Raw genomic sequence first — 14,406 nt, 5'->3', positions numbered from 1 at the left:
CATGTCTCCACGGCCCGCGCGGGCTACTTCATGTCGGCCTTGGCCGCCGCGTCGATCGCGGCGAGCGAGCGGCGTGCCTGGTTCGGGTCCGTCGTGTACCAGAAGTCGGGCAGCGAGGCGCGCAGATAGCTGCCGTACCTGGCATTGGCCAGGCGCGGGTCGAGCACGGCGACGACGCCCTTGTCCCCCGTGGCCCGGACCAGACGGCCGGCGCCCTGGGCCATCAGCAGCGCCGCGTGGGTGGCGGCCACGGCCATGAAGCCGTTGCCCCCCGCCTCCTCGACGGCCTTCTGCCGGGCGCTCATCAACGGATCGTCGGGCCGAGGGAACGGAATCCGGTCCATGACCACCAGCTGACAGCTCGCACCGGGGACGTCGACACCCTGCCAGAGCGAGAGCGTGCCGAAGAGGCACGTCTCGGGGTCGGCCGCGAAGTTCTTGATCAGCTCCCCCAGGGTCTCCTCGCCCTGGAGCAGGATCGGCTTCTCCAGCCGGCCCCGCAGCTCCTCGGCAGCGGCCTGGGCCGCCCGCATCGAGGAGAACAGTCCGAGTGTGCGCCCGCCCGCGGCTTCCACCAGCTCGGCGAGCTCGTCCAGCATGTCGGTGCGGGAGCCCTCCCGGCCGGGGGTCGCCAGATGCCGGGCGACGTACAGGATCCCCTGCTTCGGGTAGTCGAAGGGCGAGCCGACGTCGAGGCCCTTCCACTGCGGGACGTCATCGCCCGCGGTGCCCTCCGGGGAGAGCCCGAGGGACGCGCCCACACCGTTGAAGTCGCCGCCGAGCTTGAGGGTGGCCGAGGTCAGGACCACGGAGCGCTCGTTGAAGAGCTTCTCGCGCAGCAGCCCGGAGACGGAGAGCGGGGCGACCCGCACGGAGGCGCCGAAGCGGTCGTGGCGCTCGAACCAGACGACGTCGTACTCGGAGCCCTGCGTAATGCGCTCGGCCACACCGTGAATGGTCTCGACCGAGGCGAGCGCCTGCTTCCGGACCGCGTCCTCGTCCGCGACGGACTTGTCACGGGTGGAGCCGAGCGCGGTGATCACCGTACGAGCGGCGTCCCGCAGCGCCATCAGCGCGTATCCGAGGTCCTCGGGCACTTCCTCCAGCCGGCCGGGCAGGGCCAGCTCCATGACCCGCTCGAACCCCTCCGAAGCCGTCTGCAGCGCGTCGGCGGCCTTCTCGTTGACCAGCTTCGCCGCCCGGCGCACCGCACGGTTGACCTGGCCGGGGGTGAGCTCGCCGGTGGCGACCCCCGTGACCCGGGAAACCAGCTCATGGGCCTCGTCGACGATCAGTACCTCGTGGCTCGGGAGCACCGGGGCACCCTCGATGGCGTCGATGGCCAGAAGCGCGTGGTTCGTCACCACCACATCGGCGAGCTTGGCGCGCTCGCGGGCCTGCTCGGCGAAGCACTCGGCCCCGTACGCACACTTGGTGGCGCCCAGGCACTCCCGGGAGGAGACGGAGATCTGCGCCCAGGCCCGGTCCGAGACACCGGGCGTCAGGTCGTCCCGGTCGCCCGTCTCCGTCTCGTCCGCCCAGTCGCGCATGCGCAGCAGGTCCTGGCCGAGCTTGCTCGACGGGGCCGCCGCCTCGAACTGGTCGAAGAGCCCTTCTTCCTCATCCTGCGGCACGCCCTCGTGGAGGCGGTGCAGACAGAGGTAGTTCGACCGGCCCTTGAGCATGGCGAACTGCGGGCGGCGGCGCAGCAGCGGATGCAGGGCGTCGACCGTACGCGGAAGATCGCGCTCCACGAGCTGGCGCTGCAGGGCCAGCGTCGCCGTGGCCACCACGACGCGCTCGCCGTGCGCCAGGGCGGGCACCAGATAGCCGAGCGATTTGCCCGTGCCGGTGCCCGCCTGGACGAGCAGGTGGGATTGGTCGTCTACGGCCTCGGCGACGGCATCGGCCATGGCGGCCTGGCCGGGTCGCTCCGTGCCGCCGACGGCGGTCACGGCGGCGTGCAGGAGCTCGGGGAGAGATGGCTTCGTCATAGCCCGGCCAGCCTACGGGGCGCCGCTGACAACGACGGTCACTCCCGGACTCACGTGGAGGGGTGGAGCGGGTTGGCCACGGTGCCGTGGACCGCCGCGTGCGGGCGCTCCGGCCGGTCGCGGTAGCCGTCGAGGTGCAGGCGGTTGCGGTTCAGACAGAGGCGTTCGATGCGGGGCGTCAGCATGTCGAACATCTCGAACCTCTCCTTCAGCTCGGGGAAGCGGGCTTGGTGGCGCAGGATCTCCGCCCGGACGAGTGACCAGAACACGCTCTCCGGGATCCCGAGCTGTTCCTCGCAGAGCGGGGACAGGAAGCGGAAGACTCCGGTGAAGAGACCGGAGTGGATGAACTGGGTGAGGAAGGCCGGTTCCTCGGTGAGCAGGACGCGGCGCACGTCGGGCGGCATCGTGTCGTGCTCGGGCAGCGGCCGGGCGCTGACGTTCACGTCGTCGACGAAGTCCTTGATCGCCAGGCGCACCGGGACGTCGTGGTCGTCGAAGACGACGATGGCGTTCTCGCCGTGCGGGGAGAAGACGGTGCCGTAGCGGTACAGGAAGTGCAGCAGCGGCGGGAGCAGCGCGGCGAAGAGCCGGGTGAGCCAGACGGTGGGTGTCAGACCTGAGCGGGCGACCAGCTCGGCGGTGAAGGCGCGGCCCTGTGGGTCGGTGTGCAGCAGGGAGGCGAGGGTGCGGGCCCGCTCACCGGGTGCCAGGCGCGGCAGGAGCGGCTCGCGCCAGATCGCGCCGAGGATCTCCTTGAACTGGTACGGCGTCTCGGGGAGGTGGTCGTAGAGCGGGTGCTCGACCGTGACGGAGGCGACCTCGCCGAGGAGGATGACACCGCAGGTGTCGCGCAGGAACGGATCGTTGTCGCGCAGCCCCTGCACCCAGCCGGTGACGGCGGGCGCGGCGAGGGTGCGTTCGGTCGGCAGGCCGCGCCAGACCAGTGTGTTGAGGATGGACAGCGGGAGCTTGACCGTGTGCCGGTCGGGCCGGTCCAGGTTGGCGAAGGTGCGGATGGACTGCTGCGGCAGCCGCAGGTCCGGGTCGGCGTGCAGCGGGACGATGTCGCCGGCGGCGATGGCGGGGGCGAACAGGGGCACGATCCACTCGTCCCACTGCCAGGGGTGAACGGGCAGGCAGTAGTAGCCGTCCGGGTCGAGACCGCGGCCGCGCAGGACGGCGGAGAACGACTCGCGGACCGCGGGGTCCAGCTCCTGGGCGTAGAGGCGGCCGGGATCGGCGAGCTCGCTCACGCCCCGGTAGGCGGCGATCCGGGAGGAGACGGCGATCCAGGGCAGGGTGACCGGTGTGCGGGCCTCGGGAGTGAAGCGGGCCGCGTCGCTGGCGGAGAAGCCGAGCCGCCCCTTGTTGGCGACGATCCAGGGGTGGCCGGTCTGGTGGCCTTCGAGCTCGGCGTAACCGAGGTCGGCCAGCTCGGCGGCGCTGAGTGCGCCGTGGTCGAGGCGGGCATCGGCGGTGAGCGTGGTGGTGAGTTCGCGCACGAGATGGCCGAGGGTGGCACCGTCCAGATCGAGGAGACGGCGGGCGCGGGCGAGGAACAGCAGCGGATCCCCGAAGGGGACACTGTCCGCGACCTGGTCCCGGCCCGGCGCCCCGGATCCGGTTCCCGCCCCACCCTCCGCCTCGGCGGCGGCGTCGGCCTCCGTCGCCTCGCTGCTCGCCTCCCGGATCGAGTCGGGGGCGACGCGCCAGCTGCCGTAGACCCCTCGCCGGGCGGTGAAGCTCAGGCTGCCACCGTCGTCGAGCACGAGGGTGTACGTATCGCCTCCGGCGGATCGTGGGACGGGCCGGACCACCTCCTCGTAGGCGAATTCGCCGAGCATCTTGGCGAGCAGCCGGGCGGCTGCCCGGTCCCAGACCGCACGGTTCAGTTCCGGGGTGCTGAGCAGCGCGGGCGAAGGGACTGCGTCACGGCTCGCGGGATATTTCTGCACGGGGACTCCTCGGGTGGGAACCGACGGGGTTCGAGCGGCGGGGACAGGGCAGCGGATCGTTCACAGCTGGGCGCGGTGGGCTCGGTCGCGGACCATCAGCGCGGCCCGCTTCTCCGGGAGTTCGACCTCGGCGGAGTAGCGGAATCCGGCACTCAGGAAGGCGGAGACGGACGGGGTGTTGCGGACGTCGGGCTCGGCGACCACGCGTGCGCACCGTGGGCGGTTGTCGAGCACAAGGTCGGCGACGGCCCGCAGCAGGGTGCTCCCGATCCCATGGCCCCGCCGGCCCACCTCGCCGATGAGGAGGTGGATCCCGGTGTCGTGCGGCCGGATCGGGCAGTGCCGGGCCAGGGGGTCGAGGTCGGCCCGGTAGATCTCCCAGTAGCTCATGGGGACACCCGAGAGCACCCCCAGACAGGGCACGCTGCGTCCGTCGCCGTCGAGTTGGGGCATCAGATGCCCGGCGGTGACGGTCTCGGCTCCGGCGAGTTCCCAGAAGGCCGCGACGGCGGGGTCGTTCATCCAGCGGCTGATCACCGCGAGGTCGCGTTCCAGTCGCACGGGGACGAGCTGGAACACGCCGGCCGGAGTGGTGACGGGCTTCCACTCGGCCGGCCGGTCGAGCAGACCGGAGTCCTGCGGTCCGTACCCGTCCGCGGGGGTCTCCTCGCCCAGGAGCGCCAGCAGTTCGGCGGTGAGCCGCAGGTCCAGGGTGTCCTCGGCGCCCGGCCCGGCCTGGGGGTCGGTGGGCGCATCGGCAGGAGGCACGGTGACGCTCTCCTCTCTCGACGGTTGGCGTCCGTCTCTCGATGGTCGGCGTCCCGGCGGGGACGGAGTGGTTCCCTCAGCCGCACAGGGGGTTGGCGATGGTGACGTAGACGGACTGGGTGTCCACGGGTCCGACGAGTTCGTCGAGGCCCCGGAGGCGCGTGAGCATATTGGCCTTGCAGCGCAGGCGGGGGGTCTCCAGCAGTTGTGCGGGCAGTGGGGATCCCAGTGCGCCGGCCGTTCCCAGGAACCGCCGGAAGGCGGCAAGGAGCACCCGTTCGTCGGCGAGCTGCTGGGCGCCGAACGCCCCGATCAGTCCGAACACGTTGTTGATGCCGAGGTAGTACGCGAAGCGTTCGTCGGTGACGGCGTCGGAGACGAAGGTGTCGCTGACCGCTCCGATGCCGGGGAGCCTGCGGTCGAGCACGGCGCGGTGGGACTCACGGAAGTAGTAGCCCTGATTGTCGCGGTAGCGGCCGCCGACCGGCCAGCCCTCGGCGTCGAGGAGGACCAGGGTGTTCTGCTGGTGTGCTTCGAGGGCGACTCCGGCGTTGCCGTCGAGCCAGAGGACCGGCTGCACGACGCGGTCCAGGTAGCGCAGGAACCACTCGGCGGCGACGGCGGTCGTGGTCCGGCCGGTGGCGGCGGCGAGGCGGCGGACGATGTCGGCGAGGCGGGAGCGCATCTCCGGCCGGTCCGGCCAGGGGCGCGGGGCGGTGAGCCCGGCGATGCAGACGGCGTCGTCGTACCGGTCGAACGGGTTGTGGCGCAGCATGACGTCGAGGCCGGGAACGGGTTCGCCCTCGGGGGTGTCGACCGCGAGCCAGGCGGGGTCCCGGACGATGTCGAATCCGGGGTGGACGGCGTGCCACTGCCGGGCGAGTCCGGTGCGCAGCAGCCGGTGGACCTCCACGCCGCGGTGGAGTTCCTTGCGGAGGTTCTCCCGGCGGGAGTTGGTGATGCGTACGCCGAGGGAGAGTTTCAGCATGAGGTCGACGCCGGGCCGTTGCACGGTGCGCACCGAGGAGGTGGGGTGCCAGCGCTCGCCGTACGGGCCGAGGTCGTGCAGCAGGCCGGAGTCGGCGAGGGCGGCGACTTCGGGCCGCATCGCCAGTTCGCGGGCCTGCCAGGGGTGGAGCGGGATCGGCGTGGTGTGCGCGGGGATGCGCAGGCCGTCGGCGTGGCGGGCCACGAGTTCCGCGGCGGGGACCGGCCGGCCGTGGTCGGTCCACGCCGAGTCGGTGGCCAGGACGGACCGGTCGACGGCCATCCAGTGGAGCGCGAAGGAGCCGTGCGCCTCGGGTGAGTAGAGGCGGGACTCGGAGTCGGAGAGGCCTTCCCGGCTCTTCGGCGAGGGGTGGAGCGGGTGGCCGAGGAGAAGGGACTGCTCCGCGGTGAGGAAGAGGTCCGCTTCGGCGGGGGCGGTGGGGCGGCGCCGCTGCACCTCGATGAATCCGGCGGTCCGCCGTACCGAGTCGGCCACCCTGGCCACCATGTCGGCGCCCTCGTTGTGGTCCGCCTCCCTGCCCAGGAGTGCGGCGACGGTGACGGCGTCGGCGGTGGGCGCGCCTTCGGGGGCGTGTTCCAGGAGGGGCGGGCCGAAGCGGTGCCAGCCGGTGGCGGACCAGTGCCGGACGGGGACGAGCAGAGCGGTGCCGCTGGCGGGGAGCGGGATGCGGAGTGTCTCCTCCTCCGGGCGGGGCAGGTCGCATTCGCGGACCCAGCAGCGGAGCAGGTTCTCGATGCCCGCCGCATCGGCTGCGCGCAGCGGGTCCGGGTGGTCCAGGGGGTCCGTGGCCGGCGCGGTGCAGCCGGCCGCCGTCCGGTGGCTCTGCCACTGACCGTGCGGTACCTCCTTCTGGCGCGGCACGGTCGACGTCTCGACGGCGAGGTGGCCGGAGGTCCCGGCCTCTCCCCGGTGGTGGCTGGAGGGAGGGCCGTCGGCCTCGGGCGCGGGGGTGGGGTTCACGGCGGTCTTTCCTGTGATGGTTTCCGGGGTCAGCGGATCGACGCGGTCGCGGTCCGTCGATGCGATGAGCGTTCGGCGGCTGCCAGGGCGTCGGCGAGGCGGTCGACGACCGCTGTCGCCTGTTCGTCGGTGAGCGTGAGGGGCGGGAGCAGGCGTACGACGGTGGAGTGACGGCCGCCGAGCTCGACGATGAGCCCACGGCGCAGACACTCCTGCTGGACGGCCGTGGCGAGCACGGGATCCGGCGGTGCCTCGCCGCCCGACCCCACCGGGGCGGCCTCGGGGTCGACGAGTTCCACGCCGATCATCAGGCCCCGCCCGCGGACGTCGCCGATGCAGGGGTGGTGGGGGGCCAGGGCCCGCAGGCTCGCGAGCATCCGGGCACCGAGGTCGGCGGCCCGATCGGCGAGCCGGTTCTCCCGCACGTACGCGAGGGTGGCGGTGCCGGCGGCCATGGCGAGCTGATTGCCGCGGAAGGTACCGGCGTGCGCGCCCGGCTGCCAGGTGTCGAGTTCGGAGCGGTAGACGATCACGGCGAGCGGCAGGGAGCCCCCGATGGCCTTGGACAGCACCATCACGTCGGGCACGATGCCGCTGTGCTCGACGCCCCAGAAGGCTCCGGTCCGGCCGACGCCGGTCTGGACCTCGTCGGCGATCAGGGGGATGGACCGGGCCGCGGTGACCGCCCGCATCCGGCGCATCCAGGCGTCGGGGGCCGGGTTCACCCCGCCCTCGCCCTGGACGGGTTCGAGGATCATGCCGGCCGGTGCGGGTGTTCCGCTCTTGGGGTCGTCGAGCACGCTCTCGGTCCACCGTGCGGCGATTTCCGCGCCGTGTTCGCCTCCGGTGCCGAAGGGGCAGCGGTAATCCTGCGGGAACGGGAGCCGGGTCACCCGTACGTCCTCGGCGCCGCCGGACGCCGCGAGGGCACCCGCCGTCATGCCGTGGTACGCACCGGTGAAGGCGAGCAGGCCGCTGCGGCCGGTGGCGGCACGGACCAGGGTGAAAGCCGCCTCGACCGCGTCGGTCCCGGCCGGTCCGCAGAACTGGATGCGGGCGTTGTCGGCGAACTCCCGCGGCAGCGTGGCGAAGAGCTCCGTGGTGAAGGCGTCCTTGACCGGCGTGGCCAGATCGAGCACGTGCAGGGGCGCACCGGAGTCGAGGACCTTCTTGATCGCCTCCAGGACGACCGGGTGGTTGTGCCCGAGGGCCAGGGTCCCCGCTCCGGACAGGCAGTCGAGATACCGCCGCCCGTCCGCTCCCTCGATGGTGAGCCCCCGTGCCCGTACCGGCACGATCGGCAGTGAGCGCGCATAGGTACGGGCGGCCGATTCACGCAGCGACTGACGGCGCAGGATGCCCTCGTGCGGCGCGAGTGGTGGTGCCGGAGCTGGTTCGGTCACGGCCACGGCTGTTGATCCTCCCGCTGTAACAGTTGCGTTGCACGTCAGCACGATTCCGCAAGGACGGACTGCGGGGGTGAACGCTGTCTCCGTGTCCCCCGTACGTACCAACGACGCCGGGCGCGGCGGATCACGGGTAAATCCGAAGATCCTTGCGGACCCCAACCGGGGCCCTGCCGCATGCCGTCCACGGCCGCACCGGCATAGTGGGGGACCGTGCCGTGGCCCCGGGACAGGCTCCTGGGCGCCGTGGCCTGCCCGGAAAGGCACCCGGACCGTCGTCCGGTGGAGCCGGCCCGTGGGCGTCGGGCAGTGCGGAAGTGCAGTACAGAAGCGTTGGGTTACGAAGTCCCAGGGGGATCACGAGATGCGACTCATTCGACCAGGAACCACCGCACGCCGCGGGGGAAGCGCTCGCCGCGCCCCCTCCACCGTGCTCGCGACGGCGGCGGTCACCGCCGTCCTCGCCCTCACCGCGACGGCCTGCGGGCCCGGCGAGGACGACGCGAGCACCGAGCCGAGCAGCAGTTCCGCGGGCCAGACGTCGGACGGCAAGATCACCATTCCGGATGATCTGAAGGACCGGCTCAAGGAGCACGGGATCGACCTCGACCAGTGGAAGGGCGGCGACTGGAAGAACTGGGACAAGGACAAGTGGCTGCGTGAGGCCAAGGACTACATCAACCCCATCATCGAGGACCTCTGGGACCCGGACCGGATGCGGGACGCCGACAAGGCCCCCGAGCAGCCGGTCGAGAACGACATCTCGGGCGACGCGGGTGTGACGGACCCGACGCCCGCCCCGGTCCGCGCCGTTGGCGTGCAGACGCCCTTCCACGACAACGCCGCCGAGTCCGGGAAGCTGTTCTTCGACGGCCCCGAGGGTTCGATGGTCTGCTCGGCGACCGTGGTGAAGGACCCGGCGCACCCCGGGAAGTCCAACATGGTGTGGACCGCGGGACACTGTGTGCACGCGGGCAAGAAGGGCGGCTGGTACCGCAACATCGCCTTCGTGCCGTCGTACAACAACAGCGGGTTGTCGACCGACGAGCTGCGGAACAACCCGCCCAAGGAGAAGGTCGCCCCGTACGGCGTGTGGTGGGGCTCGTGGGCGCAGACCTCCGAGCAGTGGATCGACCAGGGCGCTTCGGTCGGCGGCCTGGGTGCCCCGTACGACTTCGCCGTGCTGCACGTGACGCCGGAGAAGGGTTCTACGGGCAAGTCCCTGGAGGAGACGGTCGGTTCGGCGCTGCCGGTCGAGTTCAACGCCCCGGCGGTGCCCAAGATCGCCGAGATGACGGCCACCGGCTTCCCGGCCGCTCCGCCGTACGACGGCCAGAAGCTCTACCAGTGCGAGGACAAGCCGGGCCGGCTGTCGCTCACCAAGGACGACCCGACGATGTACCGCATCGGCTGCTCGATGACCGGTGGTTCCTCCGGTGGCGGCTGGGTCGCGGCGGGGCAGGACGGCAAGCCCGCACTGGTCTCGAACACCTCCATCGGCCCGGTGTCGGCCGGCTGGCTCGCCGGTCCGCGCCTGGGCAAGGAAGCCAAGGGCGTCTACGACTCGGTCAGCAAGAAGTACGCGGGACAGTAAGGACGGGTACGGATCGCCTTTCGCTCCGGGGCGGATCGCCTTTCGCGCTCCGGGGCGGATGACGACCCGACAGGGGTCTTCGGCGGGACATCTCGCGCCGGAGGCCCCTGATCCGCTTCGTGGGGTCCGGGCCCCGGTCCCGTACGGCCCTCCGGTGGCAGGGGCGGCCGTCCGGGCCGTCATAGGGTGGTCCCCGCACATCACCGGCAGCCGGCCAGTCCGGCGTGCGGCATGACACGCTCATGCCATTTTCGAAGGTTTCAGGGGGAATCTTTCCATGCGATTCATACGTCCGCTGCTGAGCGCGACCGGTCTGGTCGCCGCACTCGCGCTGACGGCGACGGCCTGCGGTCCGAGCGAGGACGCCGCTGCCGACAAGCCGGCGACCACCGCGTCCGCCGACGGCAAGGACTCCGGCGGCGGCATATCCGCCGATCTGGCCGACACCCTGAAGAAGCACGGTGTCGACCTGGACAAGTGGAAGGGCGGCGACTGGAAGAACTGGGACAAGGACAAGTGGCTGCACGAGGCCAAGGACTTCGTCAACCCGGTCATCGACGGGCTGTGGAAGCCCGACCGGATGAAGACGGCGAAGGACCCGGCCAAGACGATGTCCGCGGGGGACCTCTCCGGTGACCAGGGCGTCAGCGACGCGGAGCCGGCGCCGGTCACGGCCGAGCGCGAGAAGACGCCCTACCACGACTACGCTGCCCCGGTCGGCAAGGTGTTCTTCGACTCCCCCGAGGGCTCCATGGTCTGCTCGGGCACGGTCGTCAAGGACCCGAAGAACCCCGGCAGGTCCAACCTGGTGTGGACGGCCGGTCACTGCGTCCACGCCGGTGCGAAGGGCGGCTGGTACCGCAACATCGTCTTCGTGCCCGCCTACAACGACCAGGGCAAGGACGCCGCTTCGCTGAAGAACGCGCAGCCGCAGGAGATCGCCCCGTACGGTGCCTACTGGGCGGACTGGGCCAGCACCTCGGGCGAGTGGCTGGCCGACGGCGGCCCCACGGGCGGCGAGGGCGCCCCGTACGACTACGCGGTCCTGCATGTGAAGCCCGAGCGGGGCACCAAGTCCCTGGAGGAGACCGTGGGCAACGCGCTGCCGGTCGACTTCGACGCCCCTCAGGTCGCGCAGATCAGCGCGATGGGGGCCTGGGGTTACCCCGCCGCCCCGCCGTACGACGGTCTGATCATGCACAAGTGCGTCGACCGCCCCGGCCGGCTCTCCCTCAGCCCCGCCACCCCCACGATGTACCGCATCGGCTGCACGATGACCGGCGGCTCGTCCGGTGGCGGCTGGTTCAGCGAGACGAGCGACGGCGAACTGGCCCTGGTCTCCAACACGTCCATCGGACCGGTGACCGCGGGCTGGCTCGCCGGACCCCGCCTCGGCGAGGGCGCCCAGCAGATCTTCACGATGATGAGCGACAAGTTCGGAGCCCGGTAGCGGCACCCGCGCCCGGAAACGGCGGAGGGCCCGCACCCATGGGGTGCGGGCCCTCCGCCGTGAGCGCCGTGCTCAGCTCACCGCGGGTACGAACGCGGCGAGGTCCGAAGCGAGCTCCTCGTGCACCCGCGCCTTGAGCAGGGTGCCCTCCGACGTGTGCTCCTCGGAGATCACCTCACCCTCGGCGTGCACCCGGGAGACGAGTCCGCCCTGGGTGTACGGCACGAGTGCCTCGATCTCGACCGAGGGCCTCGGCAGCTCGCTGTCGATGAGAGCGAGCAGCTCGTCGATACCGGCGCCGGTCCGTGCCGACACCGCGATCGCGTGCTTCTCGTTGCGCAGCAGCCGCTGGAGAACCAGCGGATCTGCCGCGTCCGCCTTGTTGATCACCACGATCTCGGGCACGTCGACCGCGCCCACCTCACGGATCACCTCGCGGACCGCGGCGAGCTGCTCCTCCGGCACCGGGTGCGAGCCGTCCACCACGTGCAGGATGAGATCGGACTCGCCGACCTCCTCCATGGTGGAGCGGAACGCCTCGACGAGGTGGTGCGGCAGGTGCCGTACGAACCCGACGGTGTCGGCGAGGGTGTAGACCCGTCCGCTCGGCGTCTCCGCCCGGCGCACGGTCGGGTCGAGGGTGGCGAACAGTGCGTTCTCCACCAGCACACCCGCGCCGGTCAGCCGGTTGAGCAGCGAGGACTTGCCCGCGTTGGTGTAGCCCGCGATGGCGACCGAAGGCACCTTGTTGCGCTTGCGTTCCTGCCGCTTGATCTCGCGGCCGGTCTTCATCTCCGCGATCTCCCGGCGCATCTTCGCCATCTTCTCGCGGATCCGGCGCCGGTCCGTCTCGATCTTGGTCTCACCGGGGCCACGGGTGGCCATGCCGCCACCGCCGCTGGAACCGCCGCCGCCCATCTGACGGGAGAGCGACTGGCCCCAGCCGCGCAGGCGCGGCAGCATGTACTGCATCTGTGCCAGCGAGACCTGCGCCTTGCCCTCACGGGACTTGGCGTGCTGGGCGAAGATGTCGAGGATCAGAGCGGTCCGGTCGACCACCTTGACCTTGACGACGTCTTCCAGGTGGATGAGCTGGCCGGGGCTGAGCTCACCGTCGCAGACGACGGTGTCGGCCCCGGTTTCGAGGACGATGTCGCGCAGTTCGAGCGCCTTGCCGGAACCGATGTAGGTGGCCGGGTCGGGCTTGTCACGCCGCTGGAAGACGGCGTCGAGCACCTGGGCTCCGGCCGTCTCGGCCAGGGCCGCCAGCTCTGCGAGGGAAATCTCCGCATCGTGCACCGTGCCCGAGGTCCAGACACCGACGAGCACCACGCGCTCCAGGCGCAGCTGCCGGTATTCGACCTCGGTGACGTCCTCGAGTTCGGTGGAGAGGCCCGCCACGCGCCGCAGTGCGGCGCGGTCGGAGCGGTCCAGCTGGTCGCCGTCCCGCGCTCCGTCGATCTCGTGGCTCCAGGCGACGTCCTCTTCCATCAGGGCGTCGGCCCGAAGGCTTTCGGTGAGGCTCTCGGTGACGTTCTCCGTGGCACTCTGCGCGTCCTGCGCGTCCTGGGGAAGGGAAGAAGAGGAGGTCATTGGATCCTTACGTCGAGAGGAGTGGGATACATCAGTCACAACGCGTGACCTCCCGGGAAGATTCCCGCAGGGGGGTTTCTCCGGTCCGGCCGCTGCGGGGACTCGTCGATAGTGGCACGGCGGGCCCGGCCCGTCACGCGGGTTTACCGCTCCTCGCGGGTGTCTCACTCGTCCAGTCCGGGTGCCCCGGCATGGGCGGTGTCTTCTTCCCGTGCAGCCAGCCGTCGAAGAAGGACGTCAGGTCGCGTCCGGCCACCCGGGACGCCAGGCCGGTGAAGTCGGCCGTGTCGGCGTTGGAGTCGCGGTGCTTCCTCACCCAGAGCCGCTCCAGCCGGTCGAATGTGCCTTCGCCGATCTCCTGGCGGAGGGCGTACAGGACCAGCGCGCTTCCGTCGTACATCACCGGCCGGAACAGGCTGATCTTCTCGCCGGGCGCCGGCGCGGCGGGGCGGGCCGGCGGACCGCCCTGGGCACGCCAGCCGTCCGAGCGGGTGTAGGCGTCGCGCATCCGGCGCTCCAGCGGCTTGCCGGCGTGCTCCTCGGCATAGCGCGCCTCGTACCAGCTGGCGTGCCCCTCGTTGAGCCAGAGATCGGACCAGGTCCGTGGGGAGACGCTGTCGCCGAACCACTGGTGGGCCAGCTCGTGGACCATGACCGAGTCGACGTACCACTCGGGGTAGCCGCCGTCGGTGAACAGGCGGCGCTCGAAGAGGGAGAGCGTCTGGGTCTCCAGCTCGAACCCGGTCTCCGTGTCGGCGACCAGCACGCCGTAGTTCTCGAACGGGTAGCGGCCGACCTGCCGTTCCATCCATTCCAGCTGGCCGGGCGTCTTCCTCAGCCAGGGTTCCAGCCTCTCCCTGTCGGCGGCCGGTACGACATCGCGCACGGGCAGCCCGTGCGGGCCGGTGCGCTCGACGACGGTGGACCGGCCGATGCTGACCTGCGCCAGTTCGGTGGCCATGGGGTGATCGGTGCGGTAGGTCCAGGTGGTGCGGTCGCCGTGCCGGAACCGCCCCGTCCGCTCGCCGTTGGCCACCACGGTGAGTTCCTGCGGGGCGGTGACACGGAAGGTGAAGTACGCCTTGTCCGCAGGGTGGTCGTTGCTCGGGAAGACCCGGTGCCCGGCGTCGGCCTGGTTGGCCATGGCGAGCCCGTCGGCGGTCCGCACCCAGCCCCCGCTGTCCCGCTCGCCCGAGGGATCGCTGGTGTGGCGGACGGTGATGCGCAGCGGCACGCCTGCCGGGAGGTGGCCCGGCACCTCGATGATCAGGTCCTCGTCCTCGGACGCGAAGTCCGCGCGCAGCCCGTTGACGTCGACGGAGCGAACGGTTCCGCGGGTGAAGTCGAGGTTGATCCGGTCCAGCGGCTCGGTCGTCCGCGCGTCGATCGTGGTGACGGCGTCGAGGGGGTCGGTGTTGCGGCCCCGGTAACCGAGGCCGATGTCGTAGGCCAGTACGTCGTATCCGGGGTTTCCGAGGTGCGGGAAGAGCGGGTCCCCGATGCCGAGGGGCACCGGTGCGGGCAGGGTGGCGGCGACGAGGGTGGCCGATGCGGTGGCCAGCAGGGCGGCCCGCAGACGGCGGGAGAGGAACGGCATGGACTACGGCTACCAGCGCCGCACCCGCCCTACCGGGACGGCGCGCACCGCGCCACCCGAACGAGATCCGCCGTGGC

General features: G+C 71.4%; 9 protein-coding genes. 2 read left to right on the top strand and 7 right to left on the bottom strand.

The window, feature by feature from the left end; all coding sequences use genetic code 11:
- Positions 1–23: 23 nt before the first annotated feature.
- The 5 genes from OG446_RS28865 to OG446_RS28845 form a co-directional block, all read right to left on the bottom strand.
- A complete protein-coding gene (locus tag OG446_RS28865) occupies positions 24–1,994 on the bottom strand; it encodes an ATP-dependent DNA helicase (protein WP_328896746.1) in 1,971 nt (656 codons plus the stop codon).
- Positions 1,995–2,044: 50 nt separating this feature from the next.
- The gene (locus OG446_RS28860; RefSeq protein ID WP_328896745.1) at positions 2,045–3,952 is read right to left on the bottom strand and encodes an IucA/IucC family protein; all 1,908 of its coding nucleotides are present in this window, start codon (positions 3,950–3,952) and stop codon (positions 2,045–2,047) included.
- Positions 3,953–4,012: 60 nt separating this feature from the next.
- The gene (locus OG446_RS28855; protein WP_328896744.1) at positions 4,013–4,720 is read right to left on the bottom strand and encodes a GNAT family N-acetyltransferase; all 708 of its coding nucleotides are present in this window, start codon (positions 4,718–4,720) and stop codon (positions 4,013–4,015) included.
- Positions 4,721–4,796: 76 nt separating this feature from the next.
- The gene (locus tag OG446_RS28850) at positions 4,797–6,689 is read right to left on the bottom strand and encodes an IucA/IucC family protein (protein WP_328896743.1); all 1,893 of its coding nucleotides are present in this window, start codon (positions 6,687–6,689) and stop codon (positions 4,797–4,799) included.
- A gap of 29 nt (positions 6,690–6,718) precedes the next feature.
- Positions 6,719–8,098, bottom strand: coding sequence for a diaminobutyrate--2-oxoglutarate transaminase family protein (locus OG446_RS28845; protein ID WP_328896742.1), 1,380 nt, complete (start codon positions 8,096–8,098; stop codon positions 6,719–6,721).
- Between the two features lie 361 nt (positions 8,099–8,459).
- On the opposite strand from OG446_RS28845, the gene OG446_RS28840 reads away from it, so the two are divergent.
- Both OG446_RS28840 and OG446_RS28835 read left to right on the top strand, forming a co-directional pair.
- Complete coding sequence (locus OG446_RS28840; RefSeq protein ID WP_328896741.1) at positions 8,460–9,689, top strand: trypsin-like serine peptidase; 1,230 nt, start codon at positions 8,460–8,462, stop codon at positions 9,687–9,689.
- 277 nt (positions 9,690–9,966) lie between these two features.
- The gene (locus OG446_RS28835; RefSeq protein ID WP_328896740.1) at positions 9,967–11,139 is read left to right on the top strand and encodes a trypsin-like serine peptidase; all 1,173 of its coding nucleotides are present in this window, start codon (positions 9,967–9,969) and stop codon (positions 11,137–11,139) included.
- Positions 11,140–11,211: 72 nt separating this feature from the next.
- On the opposite strand, the gene hflX is transcribed toward OG446_RS28835, so the two are convergent.
- Both hflX and OG446_RS28825 read right to left on the bottom strand, forming a co-directional pair.
- Positions 11,212–12,732, bottom strand: a complete 1,521-nt coding sequence (hflX, locus tag OG446_RS28830; RefSeq protein ID WP_328896739.1) for a GTPase HflX — start codon at positions 12,730–12,732, stop codon at positions 11,212–11,214.
- Positions 12,733–12,865: 133 nt separating this feature from the next.
- Positions 12,866–14,329 carry a M1 family metallopeptidase gene (locus OG446_RS28825; protein ID WP_328896738.1) on the bottom strand — a complete coding sequence of 488 codons (1,464 nt, stop codon included), beginning with the start codon at positions 14,327–14,329 and terminating at the stop codon, positions 12,866–12,868.
- Positions 14,330–14,406: the final 77 nt, after the last annotated feature.

The sequence above is a fragment of the Streptomyces sp. NBC_00236 genome (genome assembly GCF_036195045.1).
In the GTDB taxonomy this organism is placed as follows: Bacteria; Actinomycetota; Actinomycetes; order Streptomycetales; family Streptomycetaceae; genus Streptomyces.
Note: the sequence above shows the minus strand (reverse complement) of the source record. Positions and strands in the feature narration are given on the sequence as shown.